The organism is Halorubrum ezzemoulense DSM 17463 (assembly GCF_002114285.1).
Taxonomy (GTDB): Archaea; Halobacteriota; Halobacteria; order Halobacteriales; family Haloferacaceae; genus Halorubrum; species Halorubrum ezzemoulense.
Window position 1 is genome coordinate 13,289 of the sequence record NZ_NEDJ01000005.1, and the last position, 23,868, is coordinate 37,156.

Below are 23,868 nucleotides of genomic sequence, written 5' to 3' on the forward strand. Positions count from 1 at the left end.
GTGGCGGCGGAGATCGTCACGACTGGCCGCTCACTCGTCCGCGACCGGACGGCCACTCTCCGGCCCGCCGTTCACTCCTCTGCGACCGGCACCACCGCCACGTCGTCGACGCGGACCCGCTCGGTGCCCTCGCCGTCTTCGACCACGCACCGCTCGCCCGTGACCAGGTCGCGCTCGCCGTGAGCGACATCGATCGCGACGCTCGCGTCCGCGGGCGCGAAGTTGAGAACGACGATCAGGTCCTCGTCGCCGTCGTGCCGGCGGAACGCGACCACGTCGTCCGGGTGGACGTCGCCGCTCGCGACAATCGGCCGCTCGGAGAGGTCGCCGCTCGCGACGTGGTAGCCGACGCGCGACACGTCGCCCTCCGGCCCGAGCGCCGGGTGGTCCCGTCGGGTCGCGAGCAGTCGCTCGTAGCGGTCGCGGACCTCCTCGCGCGCGTGGTCCCACGCGATCGCGTCGCGCCGGCCGCGCTGACCGATCTCCTGGCCGGCGTACACCATCGGGACGCCGGGCAGCGTCATGATCGCCGCGCCCGCGGCCGCCGCGGCGGCGTCGCCGCACTCGACGCGGTAGCGCGTCTCGTCGTGGTTCTCGATGTACTGGAGGAACTCGGCGTGGTCGGGGAACCCGATCTCCGCGCGCTGGTCGACCGCGTCGAGGACGCTCGAAGCGGGTTCCGCGCCGCGACCGACCTGGCGGAGCTGGAAGTACAGCGTCGCGTCGAAGTGGACGTCGAACATCCCCTCGTGGAAGCCGGGGATGTACGGGATCGTCTCGTCCATCAGGAGGAACTCGCGGTCGATGTCCTTCACGCGGTCGCGGAGTTCGCGCCAGAACGAGTCCGGGACCGCCCACGCCATGTCGCAGCGGAACCCGTCGACCAGCGGGGCCCACTCGTCGATCACGTCGAGGAGGAACCGCCGCACGTCGAGGTTCGCGTGGTTCAGGTTCGCGATAAGCTCCCAGTCGAAGTAGGTCCCCGGCTCGCCGGACTCCTGCCACGCGTAGCCGTCGCGGTACGGCGACTCCGGATTCTGGTAGGCGTCGCGGAACCACTCGTGGTCGCGGGCCGTGTGGTTGGCGACGAAGTCGAACAGCACGCGCATCCCGTGGTCGTGGGCCGTCTCGACGAGCGCTTCGAAGTCCTCGCGCTCGCCGAGGTCGTCGGCGGTGTCGAAGAAGTCGACGATGTTGTAGCCGTGTGGCTTCCCGTCGTGCCCGAGGACCGGCGTGAGCCAGAGCGTGTCGGCGCCGAGCTCCGCGATCCGGGGGATCCGCTCCGCGATGGCGTCGAACGCCGCGCCCTCGTCGGCGTCCGCGAAGGTGCGGACGAACACCTCGTAGACGGAGGCGCTGCGAGTCCACGCCGGCGGGTCGTTGAGTCGGAGCGTCTCGAAGTCGGGCGCGTCAGGGGTCAGCATGGCCTCGCCGCCGGCGTCGGTCGCTCCCGGCGGACCGTCCCCGGCGCGCTCGACCGCGGCCGCGTCGGCGACGCTCACGCGCGGATCCTCTCCCGAGTCCCACGCGACCGCGACGGCGTGAACGCGGAGGCGGTCAGGAACCGCGTCGAGGGGGACGCGGAGTTCGCGGCCGCCGTCGCTCACCCGGAGCGCGTCTCGCGGGCTCGTGCGGCCGTCGGCCACCGCGGTCTCGACGTCCCGGTCGTCGACGACGAAGGTCACCGAGAGGTCGTCGGCGTCGAACGCGGACTCCGGGTTCGGCGTCGGCGTCGCGGTGAACACCGCCTCTCCGGCGCCCGAGCGCGCCTCCTCCCCTCCGGTCTCGCCGCCGGTCGACTCGGCGTCGCCGCCGAACGCGACGCTCGCGTCCACCCTGACCCGCGGCCGACCCACGCCCTCGTGCCGCTCCCGCGCGGCGTAGTCCACCGGCGCGTCGTCCGCGTCGCGGTCCCGTATCGCGGTCCCGCTGCCGCCGGCGACGTCGACGCCCTCGTAGCTCGCGGGGAACGCGCGGACCGTGAGCAGGTGGTCGCCGTCCGGCGCGTCGAGCCCGAGCAGGTAACGGCCCGGAACGTCGGGCGTGAACGCCGTTACGGCGTCGTCGCCGACGGTCGCCTCGCTGCCGGGCGGGGCGTCGGCGACGCGCCAGACGTACGTCGCGTCGGGGTTCGGGTCTCGCGGAGCCAGTTCGGTCTGCTCGCCGGTCGCGAGGAAGCGCGGGGGTCCGGGGTGGTACATGTGACGCCAATTAACGCCCGGGGCCTTCGGTGTTGCTCTTGTTTCGGTGAGATCTGCGCCGCGCAGCGTCCGTTCGGATACCGGCCGCGGTCGTCAAGGCTTTTACTCCGGCAGTCGCAGAGCGGGTATGCGACTGCGTACCGCCCTTACGGAGCACGAACGTCGGCGCGGGGAGCGCTACCCGGCGGAACACTCGATGACCGCCGGCGCGTTCACCGGCGACGACGGCCGACTGGTCCACGTCGGACCGGACGGGACCGTCCACGACTGTTCGTACTCCCTCTCCGAGGTCGGCGGGGCCGACCGCCTGCGGATGGGGATCACCGCCGGGCGCGGGGTCCGCTGGTTCGACGACCTCGAGACGACCCGCCAGCACTACGACGGCGACACGCCGCTCGTCGAGACGGAGTACGACGCCGGCCGCTACACCATCCACCAGTTCGACCTCGTCGTGAGCGACACGCACCTCACGCACGTCGAACTCCGGGGATCACCGCCCGCCGACGCCGAGGTCGTCGCCGCCTACGCGTTCTCGCCGGACATGGTCGAGGGCCGCGTCGGTAACATGGTCCACGACGGGGCCGGCCCCGAGGACGGCGGCGTCGTCGAGGTGTACCACCGCACCGAGCACGACTTCCTCACCGCCTCGACCGGGCTCTCGAACGCCCACGGCCAGCGCCTGCGGACGATTCCGGAGCTGCTCGGCGAGGCCGACGACGGCTTCCCGCACCGCGGCGAGATCGACCGACGAGAGGACTCGCGGCTCACTCCCGACGTGGTCGTCCGCGCCCCCTTCGAGCGCGACGGCCGCACGGAGCGCGTCACGCTCGCCGGGCGAGCGGTCGTCGACCGCCGGGCCGCCCGCGACACCGGTGACGACGCGAAGGACGCGCTCACCGACGGGGTCGACCGCCAGCGCCGCATCGAGACGGTCTCGAACATCGCCACCGCGTACCCCGACGCGGACGACCTCCGCGAGGCCGCGGACGGGCGCGGACCGGACGTGCCCGCCGACGCCCCGCGACGGTCGGTGATCGCGAGCGACCTCCGCGCGCTCGACCTGCTCACCGCGGAGTCCGGGGGCCGGATCGCCGCCCCCGAGTTCGACCCGTTTTACTCCACCTCCGGCGGCTACGGCTACACGTGGTTCCGCGACGAGGCGACCGTCTCGACCGCGCTGCTCGACGCGAGCGAGGAGCTCGGCCTCGACGCCGACGAGGAGCTGCTCGCGGCCGCGAGCTTCTTCTGTCGGACGCAGGACGCCGACGGCTCGTGGCCCCACCGCGTGTGGGCCGACTCCGGGAAGGTGGCCCCCGGCTGGGCGAACGCCCGGATCGAGGGCGCGAACGCGACCCCCGGCCCGAACGATCAGCTCGACCAGCCCGCCACGGTCGTCGCGTTCCTCGCGACCCTCCGCCGCGAGGCCGACCTCCCCGAAGAGTGGCGCGACCGGATCGACGAGACGATCGCCGACGCCGTCGACTTCCTCTTCGAGACGACCGAGGACGACGGGCTCCCCCGCCGCTGTCAGAACTGCTGGGAGAACGCGCTCGGCCGGTTCACCCACACCGGCGCCGAGTACCTCCGGGCGTTCGCCGCGGTGGCGCGCGCGCCGGTCGACGAGGCACTCCGGGCCGACGCGGCCGACGCCGCTGACACCGCGCTCTCCGGGCTCGACGCGCGCTGGAACCCCGACACGGAGCGGTTCCTCCAGCGCGCGAGCGAGGAGGACCAAGACAGCCGCGCCGACGCCAGCACCTTCGCGCTCGCGACCGCGGCCGCCGAGTACGCCGCCCTGCTCGACGAGACGCCGGCGGCCGACGACGACGCGCCCGACGACGCCGCGGCCACCGACGGCTCCGGCTCGGTCGACACCGTCGCGGCGAGCGAGTTCGACCGCTTCCTCGACCGCGTCAACACCCACGTCCGGCAGTCGATCGACGCGCTCCGGCGCGAGACGTCCGCCGTGGAGGGGCTCGTGCGGTTCACCGGCGACGACTGGCGCACCGCCGAGCAGGGCGCCGCGAAGGTGTGGTCGATCGCGACGCTGTGGGGCGCGACCGCGGCGGCGACGCTCGCGGGCGTCGTCGAGGACCGCGGCGGGACCGCGGAGCCGCTGTTCGCCGACGCGCGCGACCTCTACGCCCTCTGCGAGCCGGACGGTCCCTTCGTCAACGAGGCCGGGCTGTTCGCGGAGCAGGTGTTCGACGACGGGGACCTCGACAGCGCGACGCCGATCGCGTGGTCCCACGCGCTCCGCATCGACGCCACGGTGACGCTGGCGAGCCGCGGCGAACTCCCGGTCCCGCACGACCGCGAGACCGGCCCGGAGGCGGCGCCGCACTGGACCACGGGCCGCAAGTTCGGCGTCGGTACGCCCGCCGACTACGACGCCGACGATCCGGTCCCGGTGTGGTTCACGCTCACCGAGGGGGCCCTCACCGAGGCGCGGTTCCCCCGGATCGACGTGATGAACGTCCGGACGTTCGACTTCCTCGTGGCCGACCCCGACTCCGAGTACGCGATACGGACCTTCGCCGAGACGGGCCACGTCTCGGCGACGGAGACGATCGAGCGGACGACCGAGCCGGCGGCCGACGACGCGCTGGCGTACGTCCAGACGATCCGCGAGACCGGCGACGGCCACGGCCACGGCTGGACGCTCACCGTCGAGTACGCGGTCGACACCGACGGCACCGCGATCCTCGCCGACGTCCGGTTCGAGGGGTCCCGCGAGTACGACGTGTACGCTCTCGTCGACGCCACCATCGCGAACGTCGGCACCGACGACCGCGCCGAGCGGGTCGCGGGCGACGCGGGGGCGCACCTCCTCGCGCGCAAGGACGACCCGGACCGCGACCCCGGGAAGCTCGTCGACGACGAGGGCGAGCCGTTCGCCCCCGCGCTCGCGCTGGCGAGCGGCGACGGGTTCGACTGGGCGAGCGCGCTCGCGGCCGACGGCGACGCCACCGACGCGCTGTTCGGCGACGGCGAGCGCGTCGAGGAATCGCCCGAGGCGGTCGGCAACGTCGTGCTCGCCGGTCTCGTCGGCAGCGGCGAGTCGCTGCGAGACACGGTCGCGCTCGGGTTCGCCGAGGACTCGGACACGGCGGGCGCGCTCGGCGAGGCGGAGGGCGCGCTCGCTCGCGGGTTCGACGACGCCGCGGCGGCGTACGCGCAGACGTGGCGCGCGTGGCTCGCCGACCGTGAGCTTCCCGACTCGGTCGCCGGCGACCCCGGCCTCGCGGCGCAGTATCGGTTCGCGCTGATGACGCTGGCGGCCGTCGAGGACAAGGCCCACGACGGCGCGGGGATCGCCAGCCCGTCGGTGCCGTGGGGCGAGACCGAGTACGCCGCCGAGAACCGCGGCTACGGCTACAACTTCGTCTGGTCGCGCGACCTCTATCAGGTGTTCACGGCCTTGATCGAGATGGACGAGCTCGAACGCGGCGCGGACGCCTTGGCCTACCTCTACAACACCCAGCAGGACGACGACGGGTTCCTCCCGCAGAACACCTACATCGACGGCCGGACCCGGTGGGGCGGCGAGCAGATGGACAACATCGGGTTCCCCTCGGTGATGGCGTGGCAGCTGTACGAGCGCGGCGTGACGCTTGACGACGCCGGCTACACGTACGACCAGGTCGCCCGCTCGCTCGATTACATCGCCGAGAACGGCCCCGAGACGGCACAGGAGCGCTGGGAAGAGGAGGCCGGCTACTCGCCGTCGAGCATCGCGGCCGAGATAGCGGGCCTCGTCTGCGGCGCGGCGCTCGCGCTCGCCGAGGCCGACCGGCGCGAGGAGGCGGACGGCGACGGCGCCGAATCGCCCGACTCCCTCCGTGCGGACGCGCTGGCGTGGCTCGCGCTCGCCGACGACTGGACCGCGCGCGTCGAGGAGTGGTGCGCGACCTCGACGGGGACCGACCGCCACGATCGGACCCCGTACTACATCCGGATCACGGCCGACGGGAACCCCGACTCCGGCCGACCGCGCACCATCGCCAACGACGGGCCGACGTACGACGAGCGGGAGATAATCGACGGCGGCTTCCTCGAACTCGTCCGGCTGGGGATCAAGCCCGCCGACGACCCGGTCGTCCGCAACTCCGTCTCGGTCGTCGACGACTCGATCCGGGTGGACACGCCGCACGGCGCCGCCTGGTACCGCTACGTCGGCGACGCGTACGGCGAGATCGCGGTCGGTGACCCCGGCGCGCCGTGGGCCGGGACCGGCGACGGCCGCGGGCGTCTCTGGCCGATCTTCACCGGCGAGCGCGGCGAGTACGAGCTGCGCGCCCGCGCCGACGGCCCCGACGCCTTCGGCGGGACCGACGAGGATGCGCTCGAACCCGAGGCCCTGCTCGAGACGATGGCCGGGTTCGGCAACTCCGGGCTGATGCTCCCCGAGCAGGTGTGGGACCGCGAACACCCGACGAAGTACGGCTGGGAGTTCGGCGAGGGCACCGGGGGGGCGACCCCCCTCGCGTGGTCGATGGCCGGCTTCGTCCGGTTGGCGCACGGCGTCGACGCGGACGAACCGGTCGAGACGCCGGCGGTCGTCCGGGATCGGTACGTCGAGCGCGACCGCCCCGCAGGCCCCGACCTGACCGCCACGGCCGAGTTCGCCGAGGACGCGGTCGTCGTCGCGGGCGAGACGGACGCCGAGTCCGTCGCCGTCCACACCCGAAAGACCTCGCGGCTCGTGACGCCCGACGACGACGGTGCCTTCGAGGTCGACCTCGACGCCGCGACCGACGCGGACACCGTCGTGGTCGCGGCCGCGACGGACGAGGCGTTCGAGGCGGCCGGCACGTCGGTGGAACGGCTTCGGCTCTAGGTCGGGCGGTTCCGGTCTCCGGCTCGGCTCACCCGAGCGCGTTCACGTCGACGCTGCGGACCCCGCCGTCGACCTCGATCTCGACCGTCGAACCGACGCGCTCGCGCACGGTCTCGCGCCACGCCTCGACGCTCTCGGCGTGTCGCTCGCGACGCGTTTCGAGGTCGGCGTCAGGGAGTTCGGCGGCCGTGTCGTCGACTTCGGGGTACGGGGGCACGTCCGCGACGAGGTCCCTGGGGTCGATGTGGAGCGGCGCGGGTGCGTCGTCGGAACCACCGTTCCCGTTATGGCCTCCATTCCCGCCGGCGTCGAGCGCGTGGAGCCGTGCGCGCATCCGCCCGGAGAACGGCGGCGTCGCGCGGAGGACGACCTCGCGGTCGCTCCGGAGCGTGGCCTCGAGCGCGTTCGCCACGTCCTCGCGGTGAACCGCGATCGACCGGATCCGGTCGGGACCGGCCGCGTCGTCCGCCGACTCTTCAGTCATCGTTCGCCGCCCACTCGGCGTCCGAGAGCGTTCGCTGGACGGCCTCTTCGCCGACCGCGCCCGCGAGGTGCTCGAAGCCGGCGCGGACGCCGCGGTCGCCCGCGTTCGCGACCAGCCGCGAGACGATGAACTCCGGCGTGGACTTCCCGACCGTCTCGAACCGCGGCTGGTAGTCGACGCGGAGCTCCAGGTCGTTCGTCAGCCCCTCCGCGAAGATGCCGTCGATCCGTGCGGCCTCGGGCAGCGGACTCAGGTCCTCGGCGAGGTGCGTGACGTAGACGCCGAGCGCGCCGCGGTCGACCGTGAGCGTCACCAGCCCGTTCAGCAGGTCGGCGGCCCGGCCCGGCTCCGTGATCGCCTCGAACTCGTCGACGAGCATGAGCGTCCGACCGTCCGCGACCAGCGGCGGCACGACCGACTTCAACGTCGACTCCAGCACGCCGGCGTTGAACGACGCGTGTCGGCGGTGGAAGACGATCCGGTCGAACGTCCCGACCTCGGCCGCGTCGGCGGGCACGGGCAGCCCCATCGATGCGAGCAGCGCCACCGCGCACAGCGTTTCGAGGAGGGTCGTCTTCCCGCCGGAGTTCGCCCCGGTGAGGACGCTCACGCGGTCGCCGGTCGGCGGCGCGTCGGCGCTCGCGACGCCCGACGCGTCAGCGAGCGAGTGCGAGCCGACGCCGTACGAAACCGGCTGGACGTCGCCCCCGAGGAACGGGTTCCGCGCGCCGCGCACGGCGATGCCGTCGTCGACGAGCGTCGGGCGGACGTGCCCGTTCTCCGCCGCGAACCGCCCGAGCGACAGCAGGAAGGCGGCGTCCGACACGGCGGACGCGGCGCGGGCGACGGCGGTGTCGCCGCCGTCGTCCGCTCCGTCGCCGCCGCCGGCGGTCGCGTCGTCTCTCCCTGCGGACTCGTCGCCCAGCCGCTCGCGGATGTCGGCCGCGACGGCGGCCTCACGCTCCTCGACGGCCGCTTCGAGTTCGACGACGAGGTCCCGCAGCGTCCCGGAGACGAAGTCGGCGGCGTCGAGCGCCTCGTCGGGCGACGCGGCCCGGACCGTCGCGGGCTCGACGCCCGTCTCGCTCGCGACGTGGTCGATCGTCGCCGCCTCCAGCGCCTCGAAGTCGCGGAGGCTCCCGTCGCGGACCGATTCCAGCACGTCGAACGCGGAGTCGGCGAGGTCGCGCGCCGCGGACAGCTGCTCGCGGAGCCGGTCCAGCTCCGCGTCCGCGCCCGCCGCGATCTCGATATCGTCACCGTCGAGCCCGCCGGCGGGGTCGATCGACCCCCGGACGTCGGCGAGCGCGTCGGCCGCGTCGCGCAGGCGGTCCCCGTCCAGCGCGCCGATGTCGGCGAACGGTCCCGCCGTCAACCCCGCCTCGCGGAGCGCGACGGCGGTCTCGACCGCGGCCAGGTCGGAGCCGGCGGCCTCGTCGTACGCGTCGAACGCGTCCGCGACCGACTCCCGGTCCGCCTCGTCGAGGTCGGTCCACGCGTCGCGGGCGGCGACGACCCGATCTAATCGTGCCTCGACGGCGTCGCGGTCGAGGAGCGGGGTCAACACCCGAATGCGGTCCGCCGCGTGCGCGGTCAACGCCGCGTCGGCCGCGAGCCCGAGGAGGTCGTCGTACACCGAGCGCGCGTCGCCAGTCGCGAGCACGTCCATCCCGGCCTCCCCGTTCGCCCGGCGGAGGATGCGGGTCGCGCGGCCGCGGTGGAGCCCGGCGTCGACGAGCGCGCGGACATCGGCCGACTCGATCGCCTCAACCGCCCGCTCGGTCCCGCGGGCCTCGGCGAGCCGCTCGCTCGTCTTCGGCCCGATCCCCCAGTAGTCCTGGAGTCGCATACCCCGTGGTGTGGCCCCGGCATCTTGGCGCTTTCGTCGCTCGCGTCGCCGACGGCGACCCCGCGAGAGCGTCGGCGCGAGTTCCGTCCCCTCGCCGTCGGTTCCGCCACGGCAGCGTTCATACCGCGCTGACTCCTACTCGCGGCCATGGCCACGGAGATCGCGGACGGCGTCTGGCGACTCGACTGCGGCGGAGTCAACGCGTACCTCGTCTTCGACGACGTGCCGACGCTCGTCGACGCCGGGACGCCGTGGGACGAGGGCGCGATCCGAGAGGGCCTCGGCGACGCCGGCGTCGATCTCTCGGCGATCGGGCGCGTCCTCCTCACCCACTACGACCTCGATCACGTCGGGACGCTGGCGGCGCTGACGCCGGAGCTCGACGCGCCGGTCCACGCCTACGGCTTCGACGCGCAACTGCTGCGGGGCTATCGGACCCCCCCTCTCGGGAATCATAAAGGGCTGATACAGCGGCTCGGCGGACTCGTCACCGATCTCCCGGAACTCGAAATCGTCGGCGTCCGCGACGGCGACGCGATCGGCTCGTTCACGGCGTACCACACGCCGGGCCACACGCCCGGCCACGTCGCCTACGTCAGCGAGGGACTGGGCGTCGCGCTGCTCGGCGACCTCGTCTCGGAGTCCGACGGCGAGTTGACGGAGTCCGGCTGGGTGATAAGCTACGACACGGGCGCGGTCGCGGCGAGCGTCCGGTCGCTCGCGGAGCGCGCCCCCGCGTTCGACGTCGCCTGCGTCGGGCACGGCGACCCGCTCGCCTCGGGGGGTGACGAGGCGCTGCGCCGGCTAGCGGCGACGCTCTGAACGCCGCCTAGCGCGACTGCCGGTAGATGAGGTTGCGCTGGATGTCGTTGGCGCCCTCGTAGATCACCGGGATGCGCACGTCGCGGTAGACGCGGGCGATCCGGCGCTCGGTGAGGTTCGACCGGCCGCCGTGGAGCTTCATCCCCTTCTCGGCGCAGTCGGTGGCGACCTCGGTGGACTTGGTCTTCGCCAGCGCGGCCCAGTAGCCGGCGTCCTCGCTGTTCGCGACCTTCTCGCAGGCGCGCCAGTTGAGCGCGCGCGCCGACTCGAAGCCGATCCGCATGTCCGAGACCGTGTGCTGGACGGCCTGGAAGTCGTCGATGGTGCGGCCGAACGCCTCGCGCTCGTCGATGAACGCCTCGGCCTCCTCGATGGCCGCGGCCGCGAGGCCCAGTCCGTGGCCCCCGACGATGACGCGGCCGTGGTTGAAGAAGTCCGCGAGGGCGTAGAACCCGCCGCCCTCGCTGCCGACGACGTTCTCCTCGGGGACGAAGCAGTCCTCGAAGACGATGTGGCCCTGCTTCGACGCGCGCATCCCCATCTTCTCGGGGATGTGCTCGGCCTCGTAGCCGTCGGAGTCCGTCTCGACGATGAACAGCGTGTAGTTCGAGTAACGGTCGTCGCTCTCGCCGGTCTTGGCGTAGACGGTGAGCCAGTCGGCCTCGACCGCGTTGCCGACCCAGTACTTCTCGCCGGTGAGCTCGTAGCCCCCCTCGACCTTCTCGGCCTTCGTCGTCATGCCCGCCAGGTCGGAGCCGGTCTGCGGCTCCGCCACCGCGAGCCCCGAGAGCTGTTCGTTCTCGGCCACCGGCCGGAGGTACTTCTCCTTCTGCTCCTCCGTGCCGTAGTCCTCGACCATCTCCGCGCCGAAGCTGGCGAGCTGGAGGGTGAGCGCGATGCCCGCGTCCGCGCGGTAGAACTCCTCCGCGATGGCGAGCACCTGCGCGAGGTCGAACCCTTTCCCGCCGTACTCCTCGCCGATGTCCTGCGCGACGAGCCCGGCGTCCATCCCGGCTTCGAGCACCTCCCACGGGTACTCGCCGGTGTCGTAGTACGACTCGGCGTTCGGTGCGATGTACTCGTCGGCGAACTCGCGGGCCTCCTGTTTGACGTCTCGCGCGCGCTCCGGCACGATGCTGTCGTCGAGCAACTCCATCCCGACCCTGTGGACCCCGTGGACAAAACCTTCGTGGAACAACGAAGAACTCCGGGCGAGTTCACGCGTCGTCGACCGCGTCCGTGTCGCTGCGTTCTCCGTCAGCGCCCGCCCTCGCGTCGCCGTCCTCGTCGCCGCTTGTCTCCACGTCGCCGTCCTCGTCGCCGCCCACCTCCGCGTCGCGTCGCGTGACTCCCTCCGATCCGGCCGCGACCTCGTCTCCCTCGGTCGCATCCGACGAAGGCTCTCCGTCGGCCACCGTGCCGCCTTCGAGCGCGCCCGCGTCGTTCACTCCTCCCGCAGCGTCGTCCGCCTCGCCGCCCCCCGCTGGCCGGTCGTCCGAGTCAGGCTCCGCGGCGTCCGACTCGTTCCCCGCCGCGTCCGACTCCGCGGGCGGTTCCGCGGGGTCGGCTGGCTCGAACCCCGCGGTCTCGAGGTCGGGGTTCCCGCGCGGGTCCGCCCCGTGTTCGTGGAGGAGCGCGCGCGTCGCCTCCCTGTCGACCGTCCCCGAGACCGTCCGCGGCAGCTCCGCAGTGTACGCGATCGTCTTGGGGATCTTGAACCGCGCCAACCGCTCGCGGGCGAACTCGACGAACGCCGCCTCGTCGATCGGCGCGGGACCGACGGATCCGGCCCCGGTGGCCGATATCGCGGCCTCGCTCTCCGCGTCGCCCCCGTCCGCGCCGTCGCCTTCCCCGTCGGTCACCGAGGGATCGATCTCTGGGACCGCGTCGTCGACGGCCGGGTCGGCGGCCGCCGACCGGAACTGGTCGCCGACGGCGACGAGCGCGGCGACGCGCTCGCCCCACACCTCGTCGTCGAGCCCGACCACCGCCACGTCGTCGACGTCGTCGTACTCCCGGAGCACGTCCGCGACCTCCCCGGGTTCGACGTTCTCGCCGCCGCTGATGATCCGGTCGTCGACGCGGTTGAGCACGTGGAGGTAGCCGTCCTCGTCGAACCGCCCGACGTCGCCGGTTCGGAGTCCGTACGGGCCGAAATCGGAGCGGTCGAGGTCCGCTGTTTCGATCCCGTTCACGCCGACCGACCCGGTGGAGGACGCGTCGCCCCCCTCGACCGCATCGGCGGTCGACGCGCCCGCACCGTCGACCGCGTCCGGGTCGCCGCCGTCCTCGACGAGGTACCCCGGAGTGATCGTCGGCCCGCTGACGACGATCTCGCCGGTCTCGCCGGGGTCGACCGGGTCGCCGCCGTCGACGACGGTCACGTCGGTGCCGAACAGGGGTTTTCCCACCGTGCCGATCCGGTCTCTGGTCTGTCGGGGCGTCGCGGTCGTGATCTGCGACGCGGCCTCCGTCATTCCGTACGTCGGGTAAACGGGGATCGAGTAGTCGCGGCACCGTTCCAACAGCTCCGCCGGCGCTGGCGCGCCCCCGAGCAGGACCACCCGAAGCGAGTCCGACAGCGTCCCCCGCCGGTTGAGCATCCGCCGGAGCATCGTCGGGACGAGCGAGACGCCGGTCACGTCGTAGGCGTCGATGTCGTCGGCGGTGCCGCCCGCGTCGAACCCCTCGCGTAACACGAGGGTCGTCCCGTACAGCACCGACCGGTACACCGGCGCGAGCCCGCCCATGTGGTGGAGCGACAGCGACACCAGCCAGCGGTCGTCGGCCTCGACCCCGAGGCGGAACGCGGAGGCGACCGCGGAGCTGTACACGTTGCCCGCGGTCAGGGGGACGGGCTTGGGTTCGCCGGTGGTCCCCGAGGTGAACAGCACGCAGAGCGGGTCCTCGAACGACCACTCCGGGGGATCGAGCGACGCCGGATCGACGTCGTGGATCCCAGTTACGTCCGCGTCCGCCGGGTCGTCCACGGAGTAAACGGGGACGCCCTCGATCTCGGACACCGCGGCGGTCGCGGTCGATTCGGTCGGCTCGGCGCAGACGACGGCGTCGAGGTCGGTCCGGTCGATCCGCGCGGCGATCTCGCGGGCGGTCAGCTCCTCGCCGAGCGGGACGAACGTGGCGCCGATCCGCATCGTCGCGTGGACGAGGCCGACGGTGCCCACGTACGGGGGCGTGAGCACGCCGACCCGGTCGCCCTCGCCCAGTCCGTGCGCGACGAGTCGCCCCGCCGTCTCGGCGACGAGCCGGTCGAGGTCTGTGTAGCTCCACGCCTCGCCGTCCTCGGCGCGGACGAGGGCGGTCCCGTCCGGCGACGAGACCACGCGGTGAGAGAGCCAGTCGCGCATCGGTGTCACCCCCGTTCGCCCGAGGCCGTGCGGCTACTCATCCGCCGGCTGTCGCACGGTCAACACCGGAACGTCCGAGGTGCGGACGACCCGCTCGGTGACGCTCCCGAGCAGGTAACGGTCGAGCCCCTTCCGGCCGTGGGTCCCCATCACCACCACGTCGATGTCGTTCTCGTCGACGTAGTCGTGGATCGACTGGTAGGCGGTGCCGGACGCGACGGTGGTGACGCACTCCACGCCCGCGTCCGCGGCGGCGTCCGCCACGCGTCCCGTCGCCTCCTCGCCCTCCGATTCGAGCGCCTCGACGACGATCTCCGCGCCCGCTTCCAGGCTGGAGTACGCCGCGCCGTCGACGACGTACAGCGCGTGGAGGCGAGCGTCGTACCGATCTGCGAGGTCGATCGCGTGTTCGATCGCGGCGTCCGACGCCGGGCTGCCGTCGGTCGGAACGAGGACATCCGAGTACATCACACTCCCCGCTACAGCGGGTAGCGATTAAAAACCCGATCCAACTGTTCAGATCCCGAGACGGGACGAACTCCGGGGTCTCGACCGGCCGACCGCCTAACGGAAGCCCATCGCTTCGATCTGCTCTTGGTACCGGTTCCGGATGGTGACCTCGGTGACCTGCGCCACGTCGGCGACCTCGCGCTGGGTCTTCTTCTCGTTACAGAGCAGCGAGGCGGCGTAGATGGCGGCGGCCGCGAAACCGGTGGGGGACTTCCCGGAGAGCAGCCCCTGCTCGGCTGAGACATCGATGATCTCGGTCGCCTTCGACTGGACCTCCTCGGAGAGCTGGAGCGCGGACGCGAACCGGGGGACGAACTGTTTGGGATCGACCGGCTTCAGCTCTAGGCCGAGCTCCTGGGAGATGTAGCGGTACGTCCGGCCGATCTCCTTCTGCGGAACCCGCGACACGTCTGCGACCTCGTCGAGGCTCCGGGGGATGCCCTCCTGCCGGCAGGCGGCGTAGAGGGCGGCGGTGGAGACGCCCTCGATGGAGCGGCCGCGGATGAGGTCCTCGTTGAGCGCGCGTCGATAGATGACCGAGGCGACCTCCCGTACCGACCGGGGAACGCCGAGCGCGCTCGCCATGCGGTCGATCTCAGAGAGCGCGAACTGGAGGTTGCGCTCGCCCGCGTCCTTGGTCCGGATCCGCTCCTGCCACTTCCGCAGTCGGTGCATCTGCGAGCGCTTCTCGGAGGAGAGCGACCGCCCGTACGCGTCCTTGTCCTTCCAGTCGATCGTCGTCGTCAGTCCCTTATCGTGCATCGTCTCCGTGATCGGCGCGCCGACCCGGGATTTCGACTGCCGCTCGTTGTGGTTGAACGCGCGCCACTCCGGCCCGCGGTCGATGTTCCGCTCGTCCAAGACGAGCCCGCAGTCCTCGCAGACGAGCTCTTGATCGGCGTCGGTGACGATGTTCTCCGAGTCACACTCCGGACAGGAGACCGTCGATTCGTCCGTTTCCTGCTCCGTGTCCCGCTCCTGTTGCCGCTGGCGACTCGGACGTTCCATTAAAAGGTTTCTGGTCAGTCGCGCATTTAAGCCTTGTCCACCCCTATCATCGATCCTGACGGTTCTCGAACCGACGTAAAATCGCGTTTTCGGACGTTAGAGAGGGATTAATAGCAGATTAGCGAACAGAATACACATCGATGGCTGCCCTACCGTCGCCCGGCCACCCGCACCGAGACGCACGAAACGTGACCGTGGACGGAGCCCCGGTCGAGCCTCGGGCGTCGTTTGACGCCCACCTCTCGCCAGCTCCGTCGGTCTTACCCCCGGTGCCCAAGTTTATTACTCTTAAACATTCAAGAAGATTTTTGTATAACCTATACCAATAGGCGTGTATGAGTACGACTTCCCCGCCCGGCGTCGAACGCACGCTTCGCGGCTGTCGCCCGGCCGACGTCGATCCCGTCGTCATCGACGCGGCGGACCTCGACAGCACCGCGCCCGAGCACCTCCGCGACCTCAAGCGGGGGCTCGCGGCCCGCGGCTACCAGCCCGCCGCGGTCGCCGCCGAAGCCGAGTTCGACACCGAGAGCACCCTCGAGCGACAGCGCGAGGTCGACCGACTGCGCGGGCTCCTCCGCGCCGCGGCGTTCCTCGGCGCCGGCCGGATCGAGGTCAGCGTCACCGGCGAAGTTCGCGAAGAGGCCCGCACGGCGCTCGCGGCGCTCGCCGAGCGGGCCGACCGCGAGGGCGTCGAACTCGTCCGGGTGGGCGCGGACGCCGGCGGCGCCTGACCGATGGCGACGAAGCGCTCGCTCGCGACCAAGCTCGGCGTCGTCGCCGGCTTCGAGCGCCCCGACGCCGCCCTCGAACAGTACCCGACGCCGCCGGAGCTGGCCGCCCACGTCGTCCACCTGGCGGACCTCCACGGCGACGTCGAGGGGCGGACCGTGCTCGACCTCGGCGCCGGCACGGGGATGCTCGCGCTGGCGGCGGCGCTTCGCGGCCCCGCCCGCGTCGTCGGCCTCGAACTCGACGGGGGCGCGCTCGCGACCGCCCGAGGGAACGAGCGCCGCGTCGCCGCCAGCGCGCCGGTCCACTGGGTTCGCGGCGACGCGACCCGCCCGCCGCTCGCGGTCTCCGAGCCCGCGACCGTCGTCATGAACCCGCCGTTCGGCGCACAGGACGGAAACCGCAACGCCGATCGGGAGTTCCTCGCGGTCGCGAGCGACCTCGCCGAAGTCTCTTACTCGGTCCACAACGCCGGTAGCCGGAAGTTCGTCGAGGCGTTCGCCGCCGACGAGGGCGGCGAGGTGACGCACGCGTTCGCGGCCGAGTTCCGGATCGACGCACAGTTTGATCACCACACCGACGAGGCGCGCGACATCGACACCGAAGTGTACCGGATCGAGTGGTCGTAGGGGGCCGGACGCTCTCTTCCCGGCCCGCCGGCGCGGGCTACCGCCGTCCCTCGTACCGCTCCCGCTGTGCGACCCGCACTCGCGTCTCGCCGCGCTGCGCGAACACGGCGTTGCCCTCGCGAACGAACGTGATCCCGCGGACGGTCTCGGTCTCGTTCGCGGCCGGGAGCGGCGCCGTGACGTTGTTCCCGCTGCCGCCGGCAACCGTCAGTTCGAACCCGTCGGGCGTGGCCGCGATGACGACGTTCCGCCCGTCGATCCGGGGCTCAGCCCGGGCGGGGTCGCTCGTGAACAGCGTCCGTCTCGTCTCGTTCCTGACCACGTCGACCCGGTACGCCGGACCGCCGTTCGCGGCGACCCAGCCGACCCGCTGAACCCAGACGGTCTCCCGCCAGCCGGTGCCCCCCACGTCGACCGCGCGGTACCCCCAGAACGCGAGGTTCCCCTTCGAGACGGCGGTCGTCCATATCTCGCGGTCGGGGTCGCTGACGATCACCCCCGACGTGTTGACCGACGTCGAGCGCCCGAACGCTTCCACGTCGACGACGCCCACGAGTCGGTCCTCGACGTTCTCCGCGTAGGTCACCTGATACCCCTCGACCTCGATCGGGTTGCCCGGGAGGTCGCCGTCCTCGACCGTGACGAGGTTCGGCACGACGGCCGGCCCCGCGACGGCCGCCAGCGCCGCCGTGAGCAGGACCAGTCCGACCGCCGCCGGCGTCGACGACCGGATCCCGTCTCTGAGCGTCTCGGGCTTCGGCACCGCTCGGGACGGCCAGAGCGGGTCGTCGCGCGAGGCGGCCGCGACGGCGACGATCGCGGCCAGCAGGGCGAGCAGCCCAACGCCGACCGCGCGGTACAGCTCGTACCGCTCGTTGCCGAGGTACCAGTACACCGCCCACAGCCGACGCGAGGCGCCGAACAGCAGGAGCGCCCCGAAGACGACGAGCGCGGTGCGCTCCGACGCGTCCGCGCGCGACCCGTCGTGGTCCGGCGCGGTATTCGGATGGAACCGCCACCGACCGGGGGTCGCGCCCGCGTCGCGGTCCTCGCTGCGTTTTCCGTCGTCCCCCCCTCGAGTCCGCCGCCGCCGCAGGAGTACGACGGCGACGAGGGCGCCGCCGATGAGCCCGAGCGCATGCCCTTGGATCGCGACGTTCGCCCACCCCGGGGCGCCGTAGGATGGGGACGCCTCGGCGAACGCCACCGGCGTCCGGAGGGCGTCGTAGACGACGCCGACGAGCGCCGTTCCCGTCGTGGCGACGACCGCGGCGACGGGACGCGTGACGAGCGCGAACCCCCAGTACGCGAACACGACGACGGAGAAGCCGATCACGGGCCCCAACGCGAACAGCGCGGAGACGAGGCCGAACGCGACCGCCGCGCCGGGGACGATCAGGAACGCACGGACGTAGGGGTTCTCGCCGGGGGATTCGACGGCGCGGATCCGGCTCGGTAGCCGTCGGGCCCGACTCGGCATCTCACGGACTCGACCCGGGAGACCTCGCAGGCGATCCGGGAGTCGGCGGGACCGGACGGCGGCCCGCTCCCGGTCGCCGACCTCGCGTCCCTCGGGGAAGTGGCCGTACGCGTACTCCGCGAGGCTCCCCGCGACGAGCGCGGAGAGGAGGTTCCCGGTGATGTGTCCGCGGCCCGCGTGCGCGAAGCTGGACCAGACGAGCCCCTCCGGGTAGAAGTACGACCACGACCGGAACGGGATCACGACCGGTCGGTTCGGGTCGTCGATTCCGGACTGGACGAACAGGTACACTCCGATCACGCCGGCGACAACGAGGAGCGTCCCCCACGGGACACCGAGCAGGAGCCGCGAGCGGAGCGTCCGCGTCCAGTCGGCCCCTCGTCGATCCGCGAGGAACACCGCGGCGAGCGCGACGGCGACGGCGACGCCGCCGGCGGCGAGGTGGACGGCGTCCGACGCCAGCGCGTCCGCGACCATGTCAGGTTCGACGGGGCCGCGCACACATCAATAACGGGGGTCGAGCGCGGTACGGGGTCGGGCGTAATGCGAGGTCGAGCGGGCGGGCGAAAGCGTCCGACGGGTCAGATCTTGTTCTCGGCGTCGTCGGCCAGCTCCTCCATCCGCTTGCCGACGCGGCCGGCGGGCGAGAACTCGTCTTCGCTCATCGCGTTCGCTAAGGCGTTACCGAGGACGAACACGGCGTGTTTGTGTTCGCTCTTCGATTTGTGGACGTGGGAGGGGTCGACTTCGAGCTCGTCGTAGGGGTCGAACAGCGACCCGTCGACCGTCTCCTGCGCGCGGAAGTGCTCCATGATCGTCACCATCTGTTCGTGAAGCTCAAGCAGCTCGTCCTTGTGCATACCCACGGATACGGGTCGTAGGCCCTTTAAGCGTTGTTGAGGGCGGTACGCACGGTTCTGCGCCCCGGAGACCTTGACCGAGGGAGCCGCGCGGTCAGAAGACGTACTCGTCTTCGTGGCCCATCATCCCCTCGTCCTCGAACCCGTTGGAGTCGTCGTCGTCTCGCGGGCCGCTCGTCTTGTACGCCTTGATGCCGGTCGACAACAGCTCCTCGACCGCCTCCTCGCGGTTGAGGAACTCTCCTTCCTCGACCATCTGGGCGATCTGCATCTCCAGATGCTCCGGCACGGTTATCTTCACTTGTGGCATTTGCTGTCCGGGTCTTGTGGCATGGCGTATATAAAATTGGCGTCGCAGATCCGGAGATATGAAAACTCAAAGCAGAGACTCGAAAGCTCATTTTTTATCTGCTGAAGGTCGGTTAGGTTTGTGCGAATCCCCCGCCGAGCGGTACCGGTGTCTCGCCGCCGGGCGTCCGTGCCGTTCGAGGGCGACACTCGCGGGTCCCCAGCGCGTCCTCTGAGAGCGACATTCATACGTCGGTCCGGGCCGAACGGCGGTTCATGACCGATTCCGGCGTCGACGCGGCCGAGGACCTCACCGACCTCTACCGCGAGTACGGCGACGACAGACTCCCTCCGGGCCAGCGCGAGACGGACGGCTTCCCGGTCCTCTCGAAGAGCGGGACGCCCTCGTGGGACCCGGAGACGTTCGAGTTCGAGGTGTGGGGCGCAGTCGAGGAGCCGCTCTCCCTCTCGCTCGACGAGTTCCGCGACCTCCCGTCGGTCACCCAGCGACAGGACTTCCACTGCGTGACCGGCTGGAGTAAGTTCGACTGCGAGTTCACGGGCGTCTCCTTCGCCGACCTCGCCGAGCGCGCCGGCGTCCGCGACGACGCCGAACACGTCATGTTCCACGCGCTCGACGGCTACACGACCGACCTCCCGCTCGACGAGTGTACGAAGCCGGGCGTCCAGCTCACCTACGGCTACGACGGCGACGACCTCCCGGCCGACCACGGCGGCCCCATCCGCGTCGTCACGCCGCACAAGTACGCGTACAAGGGCGCGAAGTGGGTCTCGGGCGTCGAGTTCCTCACCGAGCCCGAACTCGGCTACTGGGAGAAGCGGGGGTACAGCGACACGGCGAACCCTTGGAACGAGGAGCGCTACAGCTGAGCGCCCCCCGGGGTCGCGCTCGGCCCGTCCGCGTCGTCGCCCGAGTTCCCCCGGTCCTCCGCCCCGATAGTCAGGATAAAGGGTCCACGTCCCCGACTCGATACGCATGGAACAGGCGCGTTCGCGGTCGTCGTCGCCGCTGGTCAGCCGGACCACCGAGGTCGTCGAGCCGGCGTTCGCGGCGGCGTTCGAGGCGCTTCCCACCCCGCGCACGACGTGGAGCGCGCCGGACGACGCGCTGGTGATCGGCGGCGGCGAGGCCGCGACGCTGACCGCGTCCGGGGGCGACCGGTTCGCGGCGATCCGCGAGTCGGCGACGGAGCTGTTCGAGTCCGGCGACGTCCACGCCGGCACCGAGGCGGCCCGCCCCCGCGTGTTCGGCGGGTTCGCCTTCCACGAGGGCGCCTGCGACGGCGAGCCGTGGGCGCCGTTTCCGGAGGCCCGGTTCGTCCTGCCGCGGGTCCAGCTGACCTACGCCGACAACGGCGCGTGGCTCACGGTCAACGCGGTCGGGCCGGACGCCGGCGTCGACGCCGTCGAGGACCGGCTCGCCCGCGAGGTCGACCGGTTCGCCGCCCTCGACGCCGTCGACGCCGGGTCGCCGACCGCGGCCGCCGGCTCCCGGCCCCCTCGCCCGGGGATCCGCGAGAGCCGCCGGACGACGAGCCGCGACGCGTGGCGCGAGAGCGTCGGCGCCGCGGTCGACAGGATCGCCGACGGCGACCTTCAGAAGGTGGTGTTGGCGCAGGCGCTGGAGGCCGACCTCGCGGCCGACTTCCCGCGGGCGGCCACCCTCGAACGCCTCGCCGAGAAGTACCCCGACTGCCACCGCTACTGGTTCGAGCCCGCCGCGGGGGAGAGCGCCTTCTTCGGCGCCACGCCGGAGCGACTCGTCTCGCTGCGGGGGCGGACCGTCGAGACCGACGCGCTCGCCGGGACGACCGGCCGCGGCGAGACGCCGAGCGAGGACGAGTGGCTCGCGCGCGAGCTCCTCGACGACGAGAAGAACGTTCACGAGCACGAGCTGGTCGCGGAGACGGTCCGCGACCAGCTTGAGCCGTTCGCCGCGTCGGTCTCCGCGGGCGAGCGTCGGGTTCGACGACTCGCGACCGTCCAACACCTCCACACGCCGATCACCGCCGAGCTCGACGCGGACCGACACGTCCTCGAACTCGTCGAGGCGCTCCACCCCACCCCGGCGGTCGGCGGGCTCCCGCCGGACCGCGCGCTGGCGACGATCCGCGAGACAGAGCCGTTCGACCGCGGCTGGTACGCCGCGCCGGTGGGCTGGATCGACGCCGCCGGCAACGGCGCGTTCGCGGTCGCGATCCGGTCCGCGGTCGGAACCCGCCGTCGAGCCACGCTGTTCGCCGGCGTCGGCGTCGTCTCCGACTCCGACCCCGACCGCGAGTGGGACGAGGTCCAGCTGAAGTACCGGCCGATCCTCGACGAGCTGGAGGGCGACGCAGCGGATTGACCCCGCCTACTGGAACATCTTCAGCGGCTCGGCCTGCGTGCTTTCCTCGGTCGCCTGTCGCATCTGCTCTGCGAGCTGGCGCTTCGCGTTCCGGATCTCCGTCGCCTGCTCCACGAGCCCGTCGGTCGGCGTCTCGATCCCCGCGATCGGGTCGATGCCGTCGACGATGAGCGCCCGCGCCGCCTCGGGGTCGGGGAACTGCGGGTCGGACTCGACGACGAGCCCGACCGCGTCGCGGTCGTCCTCCAGCGCGGCCGCCAGCATCGCGCCCGTTGGCCCGGAGACGAGCCCGGACTCCGACGGCTCCGACACATCGGCGCGGTCCAGCGCCTCGGCGCCGTTCCCGGTCGCGATCCCGTACAGCTCCGGGGGCTCCTCGTCCTTCTCGCGGCCGAGGCCGGAGAGGAACACCGGGAACAGGTCGATCTCGTCGAACCACGAGCCGAGGCAGGCCGCGACCTCCGTCGCCGCCCCCGGGTTCACGGGGACGTCGCTGCGCAGCGCGACGAGATCCAGCTCGGAGTCGGCGTACAGCCGGACCGGGGTCGTCGCGGCCGTCTCGGACTCGCGGTAGACGGTCACCGGCGGGAGCCCGTCGCAGTGGACGTTCGCGTAGTGGGTCATCCCGTGGGCGTCGATCAGGTGGTCCGTCGCGATTTTCCCGACGAGCCCGACGCCGGGGAACCCCTCTATCAGCGTCGGCTCGTCCAGCGAGACGCCGTCGTCGAGGACGGAGATGCGTGCCATGTGCGGCCGTACGCCCGGGGTCGACCTAAAGGTGCGGCGGCGGGAGGCACCTCGCGCGTCCCGAAACGGTCTAACGGCCCGACGCGAAAGGGGGGCCATGAATCCGCTCGACCGATACGAGTCGCTCGTCGACGACGTCGACGCGTTCCGGGCGGCGTGCGACCGGCCCCTCCCCTCGGTCGTGCGCACGAACGGGATCGCGGCGACGCCGGCCCGCGTCCGCGAGGCGTTCGACGAGTCGGGCGTCGCTTACGAGCCCGTCGACTGGCACGACGGCCTCTTCCGGCTCCCCGACGGCAACCCCGGCGGCAACTGGCCGTACGTCCACGGCTGGACTCACGGGCAGGAGGAGGTGTCCGTGCTGCCGACGCTCGCCCTCGACCCGCGACCCGGCGAGCGCGTCTGGGACGCCTGCGCGGCGCCCGGCAGCAAGACCACCCAGATCGCCGACGCGATGGACGACGAGGGGACCGTCGTCGCCAACGACAACAACCTCGGGCGCCTCTCCGCGCTCCGGCACAACGCCGAGCGCCTCGGGATCACGAACGCGATCGTCACGAACCAGGACGCCCGCAACTTCTCGACGAAGCCGCTGGCGTTCGACGAGTTCGACCGCGCGTTGGTCGACGCGCCCTGCTCCTGTGAGGGTACGTGCCGGAAGAACCCGGACGTCCTCGACCAGTGGACGCTCGACCACGTCCACGCGGTCGCCGGCATCCAGAAGGGCGTCCTGGCGAGGGCCGTCCAGGCGACCCGCCCCGGCGGCGTCGTCGTCTACTCCACGTGTACGTTCGCGCCCGAGGAGAACGAGGCCGTCCTCGACCACGTCCTCGCGAACGAGGACTGCGAACTGGTCGAGTTCGACCTGCCGCTCGACGCCGACCCCGGCGTGACCGAGTGGGAGGGGGAGACGTACGACGAGTCGGTGACGCGCGCGCAACGGATCTACCCCCACCGCAACGACACGGGCGGCTTCTTCTGCGCGAAGCTTCGAGTCGGCGGCGCGGCGGGCGATGAGACCGATAGCGCGGCCGCCGCCGACGGGGTGGTGGACGCGTGAGCGACGAGACCGGCGGAGAGGCAGGCGACGCCCCCACCAACGACGGCCAGCGGTTCGACCGGCTCCCCGCGACCCCTGCGGACCGCGAGGTCGAGGGCCGTGCGAGCCGCGCGGAGGTCCTCGACTGGTGGGAGGAGCGGTTCGGGATCGACCCCGAGGTGTTCGCGGAGTACTCCTTCTGGGAGAAGGGCGCGGGGAAGATCTGGATCTTCAACGGCGAGGCGACCGACCCCAGCGAGGTCGAGGCGATCGGGATGACCTTCCTGCGCACGCGACAGGACCACTGGAAGCCGACCGGCCGGGCGGTCTCGCGGTTCGGTCGCCTCGCGACCAAGAACGCGATCGAACTGGACCCGGCGCAGGCGTCCCGGTTCGCGGCGGGTGACGACCAAGACCTCCCCGAGTGGGACGGCGACTGGGGCTACCTGATCGCGACCCACGAGGTCGCGGGCGAGTCGGTCCCGATCGGGGTTGGGCTGTACCTCTACGACGAGCTGCGCTCCGTGGTCCCGAAGGGGAGCCGGGCGGACCTGCCGGTCGTGGAGTGAGCGGCCCTCCCGGCGTTCGGTAAAAAGTCAGTCGTCGGAGCGCCGCGGTTCGACGGCGCTCCAGCGGGTCGTGC

At 71.9% G+C, this 23,868-nt stretch carries 19 protein-coding genes; 8 read left to right on the forward strand and 11 right to left on the reverse strand.

The window, feature by feature from the left end:
- Positions 1-71: 71 nt before the first annotated feature.
- Positions 72-2,201 (reverse strand): alpha-amylase MalA, encoded by a 2,130-nt coding sequence (gene malA, locus B9H04_RS02680; protein ID WP_085682425.1) that lies wholly within the window; start codon positions 2,199-2,201, stop codon positions 72-74.
- Between the two features lie 127 nt (positions 2,202-2,328).
- Here malA and B9H04_RS02685 point away from each other — a divergent pair, with 127 nt between their 5' ends.
- Positions 2,329-7,041 (forward strand): glycoside hydrolase family 15 protein, encoded by a 4,713-nt coding sequence (locus B9H04_RS02685; protein ID WP_211216848.1) that lies wholly within the window; start codon positions 2,329-2,331, stop codon positions 7,039-7,041.
- 28 nt (positions 7,042-7,069) lie between these two features.
- On the opposite strand, the gene B9H04_RS02690 is transcribed toward B9H04_RS02685, so the two are convergent.
- Both B9H04_RS02690 and B9H04_RS02695 read right to left on the reverse strand, forming a co-directional pair.
- Entirely contained in the window at positions 7,070-7,525 is a 456-nt protein-coding gene (locus tag B9H04_RS02690) for a hypothetical protein (protein ID WP_049929323.1), read from the reverse strand.
- Complete coding sequence (locus tag B9H04_RS02695; protein ID WP_085682426.1) at positions 7,518-9,374, reverse strand: MutS-related protein; 1,857 nt, start codon at positions 9,372-9,374, stop codon at positions 7,518-7,520. The genes B9H04_RS02690 and B9H04_RS02695 overlap by 8 nt, the downstream gene beginning before the upstream one ends.
- Positions 9,375-9,521: 147 nt before the next feature.
- Here B9H04_RS02695 and B9H04_RS02700 point away from each other — a divergent pair, with 147 nt between their 5' ends.
- A complete protein-coding gene (locus B9H04_RS02700) occupies positions 9,522-10,196 on the forward strand; it encodes an MBL fold metallo-hydrolase (protein ID WP_085682427.1) in 675 nt (224 codons plus the stop codon).
- A gap of 7 nt (positions 10,197-10,203) precedes the next feature.
- On the opposite strand, the gene B9H04_RS02705 is transcribed toward B9H04_RS02700, so the two are convergent.
- The 4 genes from B9H04_RS02705 to B9H04_RS02720 all read right to left on the reverse strand — a co-directional run bounded on the left by B9H04_RS02705 (position 10,204) and on the right by B9H04_RS02720 (position 15,082).
- Positions 10,204-11,352 carry an acyl-CoA dehydrogenase family protein gene (locus B9H04_RS02705; protein WP_085682428.1) on the reverse strand — a complete coding sequence of 383 codons (1,149 nt, stop codon included), beginning with the start codon at positions 11,350-11,352 and terminating at the stop codon, positions 10,204-10,206.
- A 61-nt stretch (positions 11,353-11,413) separates the two neighbouring features.
- Complete coding sequence (locus B9H04_RS02710; RefSeq protein WP_049929327.1) at positions 11,414-13,564, reverse strand: AMP-binding protein; 2,151 nt, start codon at positions 13,562-13,564, stop codon at positions 11,414-11,416.
- A 33-nt stretch (positions 13,565-13,597) separates the two neighbouring features.
- Positions 13,598-14,032: a universal stress protein gene (locus B9H04_RS02715; protein WP_049930070.1), complete on the reverse strand. Its 435-nt coding sequence runs from the start codon at positions 14,030-14,032 to the stop codon at positions 13,598-13,600.
- Between the two features lie 96 nt (positions 14,033-14,128).
- Positions 14,129-15,082, reverse strand: a complete 954-nt coding sequence (locus tag B9H04_RS02720) for a transcription initiation factor IIB (protein ID WP_006113981.1) — start codon at positions 15,080-15,082, stop codon at positions 14,129-14,131.
- Positions 15,083-15,417: 335 nt separating this feature from the next.
- Here B9H04_RS02720 and B9H04_RS02725 point away from each other — a divergent pair, with 335 nt between their 5' ends.
- Complete coding sequence (locus B9H04_RS02725) at positions 15,418-15,816, forward strand: apurinic/apyrimidinic endonuclease family protein (RefSeq protein WP_049929328.1); 399 nt, start codon at positions 15,418-15,420, stop codon at positions 15,814-15,816.
- 3 nt (positions 15,817-15,819) lie between these two features.
- Positions 15,820-16,443, forward strand: coding sequence for an METTL5 family protein (locus B9H04_RS02730; protein ID WP_049929329.1), 624 nt, complete (start codon positions 15,820-15,822; stop codon positions 16,441-16,443).
- 37 nt (positions 16,444-16,480) lie between these two features.
- Here B9H04_RS02730 and B9H04_RS02735 read toward each other — a convergent pair whose 3' ends face one another.
- The 3 genes from B9H04_RS02735 to B9H04_RS02745 form a co-directional block, all read right to left on the reverse strand.
- Positions 16,481-18,400, reverse strand: a complete 1,920-nt coding sequence (locus B9H04_RS02735; RefSeq protein WP_049929330.1) for a rhomboid family intramembrane serine protease — start codon at positions 18,398-18,400, stop codon at positions 16,481-16,483.
- Between the two features lie 104 nt (positions 18,401-18,504).
- A complete protein-coding gene (locus B9H04_RS02740; protein WP_008442749.1) occupies positions 18,505-18,783 on the reverse strand; it encodes a UPF0058 family protein in 279 nt (92 codons plus the stop codon).
- A 94-nt stretch (positions 18,784-18,877) separates the two neighbouring features.
- A complete protein-coding gene (locus B9H04_RS02745; protein WP_049929331.1) occupies positions 18,878-19,093 on the reverse strand; it encodes a DUF7120 family protein in 216 nt (71 codons plus the stop codon).
- 254 nt (positions 19,094-19,347) lie between these two features.
- Here B9H04_RS02745 and B9H04_RS02750 point away from each other — a divergent pair, with 254 nt between their 5' ends.
- Both B9H04_RS02750 and B9H04_RS02755 read left to right on the forward strand, forming a co-directional pair.
- Positions 19,348-19,962 carry a sulfite oxidase-like oxidoreductase gene (locus B9H04_RS02750; protein ID WP_049929334.1) on the forward strand — a complete coding sequence of 205 codons (615 nt, stop codon included), beginning with the start codon at positions 19,348-19,350 and terminating at the stop codon, positions 19,960-19,962.
- Between the two features lie 106 nt (positions 19,963-20,068).
- Complete coding sequence (locus B9H04_RS02755; protein WP_049929335.1) at positions 20,069-21,439, forward strand: isochorismate synthase; 1,371 nt, start codon at positions 20,069-20,071, stop codon at positions 21,437-21,439.
- Between the two features lie 6 nt (positions 21,440-21,445).
- Here the strand turns inward: B9H04_RS02755 and B9H04_RS02760 are convergent, their stop codons facing one another.
- Complete coding sequence (locus B9H04_RS02760; protein ID WP_049929336.1) at positions 21,446-22,186, reverse strand: proteasome assembly chaperone family protein; 741 nt, start codon at positions 22,184-22,186, stop codon at positions 21,446-21,448.
- A 97-nt stretch (positions 22,187-22,283) separates the two neighbouring features.
- On the opposite strand from B9H04_RS02760, the gene B9H04_RS02765 reads away from it, so the two are divergent.
- Complete coding sequence (locus tag B9H04_RS02765) at positions 22,284-23,246, forward strand: RsmB/NOP family class I SAM-dependent RNA methyltransferase (RefSeq protein ID WP_049929337.1); 963 nt, start codon at positions 22,284-22,286, stop codon at positions 23,244-23,246.
- A complete protein-coding gene (locus B9H04_RS02770; protein ID WP_049929338.1) occupies positions 23,243-23,794 on the forward strand; it encodes a DUF7122 family protein in 552 nt (183 codons plus the stop codon). Before B9H04_RS02765 ends, B9H04_RS02770 begins: the two co-directional genes overlap by 4 nt.
- Positions 23,795-23,868: the final 74 nt, after the last annotated feature.

Excerpts from the sequence above, each read along its gene's own strand:
- malA (WP_085682425.1), bottom strand. The coding sequence starts at position 2,201 with ATGTACCACCCCGGACCCCCGCGCTTCCTCGCGACCGGCGAGCAGACC.
- B9H04_RS02685 (WP_211216848.1), top strand. The coding sequence starts at position 2,329 with ATGCGACTGCGTACCGCCCTTACGGAGCACGAACGTCGGCGCGGGGAG.
- B9H04_RS02690 (WP_049929323.1), bottom strand. The coding sequence starts at position 7,525 with ATGACTGAAGAGTCGGCGGACGACGCGGCCGGTCCCGACCGGATCCGG.
- B9H04_RS02695 (WP_085682426.1), bottom strand. The coding sequence starts at position 9,374 with ATGCGACTCCAGGACTACTGGGGGATCGGGCCGAAGACGAGCGAGCGG.
- B9H04_RS02700 (WP_085682427.1), top strand. The coding sequence starts at position 9,522 with ATGGCCACGGAGATCGCGGACGGCGTCTGGCGACTCGACTGCGGCGGA.
- B9H04_RS02705 (WP_085682428.1), bottom strand. The coding sequence starts at position 11,352 with ATGGAGTTGCTCGACGACAGCATCGTGCCGGAGCGCGCGCGAGACGTC.
- B9H04_RS02710 (WP_049929327.1), bottom strand. The coding sequence starts at position 13,564 with ATGCGCGACTGGCTCTCTCACCGCGTGGTCTCGTCGCCGGACGGGACC.
- B9H04_RS02715 (WP_049930070.1), bottom strand. The coding sequence starts at position 14,032 with ATGTACTCGGATGTCCTCGTTCCGACCGACGGCAGCCCGGCGTCGGAC.
- B9H04_RS02720 (WP_006113981.1), bottom strand. The coding sequence starts at position 15,082 with ATGGAACGTCCGAGTCGCCAGCGGCAACAGGAGCGGGACACGGAGCAG.
- B9H04_RS02725 (WP_049929328.1), top strand. The coding sequence starts at position 15,418 with ATGAGTACGACTTCCCCGCCCGGCGTCGAACGCACGCTTCGCGGCTGT.
- B9H04_RS02730 (WP_049929329.1), top strand. The coding sequence starts at position 15,820 with ATGGCGACGAAGCGCTCGCTCGCGACCAAGCTCGGCGTCGTCGCCGGC.
- B9H04_RS02735 (WP_049929330.1), bottom strand. The coding sequence starts at position 18,400 with ATGGTCGCGGACGCGCTGGCGTCGGACGCCGTCCACCTCGCCGCCGGC.
- B9H04_RS02740 (WP_008442749.1), bottom strand. The coding sequence starts at position 18,783 with ATGCACAAGGACGAGCTGCTTGAGCTTCACGAACAGATGGTGACGATC.
- B9H04_RS02745 (WP_049929331.1), bottom strand. The coding sequence starts at position 19,093 with ATGCCACAAGTGAAGATAACCGTGCCGGAGCATCTGGAGATGCAGATC.
- B9H04_RS02750 (WP_049929334.1), top strand. The coding sequence starts at position 19,348 with ATGACCGATTCCGGCGTCGACGCGGCCGAGGACCTCACCGACCTCTAC.
- B9H04_RS02755 (WP_049929335.1), top strand. The coding sequence starts at position 20,069 with ATGGAACAGGCGCGTTCGCGGTCGTCGTCGCCGCTGGTCAGCCGGACC.
- B9H04_RS02760 (WP_049929336.1), bottom strand. The coding sequence starts at position 22,186 with ATGGCACGCATCTCCGTCCTCGACGACGGCGTCTCGCTGGACGAGCCG.
- B9H04_RS02765 (WP_049929337.1), top strand. The coding sequence starts at position 22,284 with ATGAATCCGCTCGACCGATACGAGTCGCTCGTCGACGACGTCGACGCG.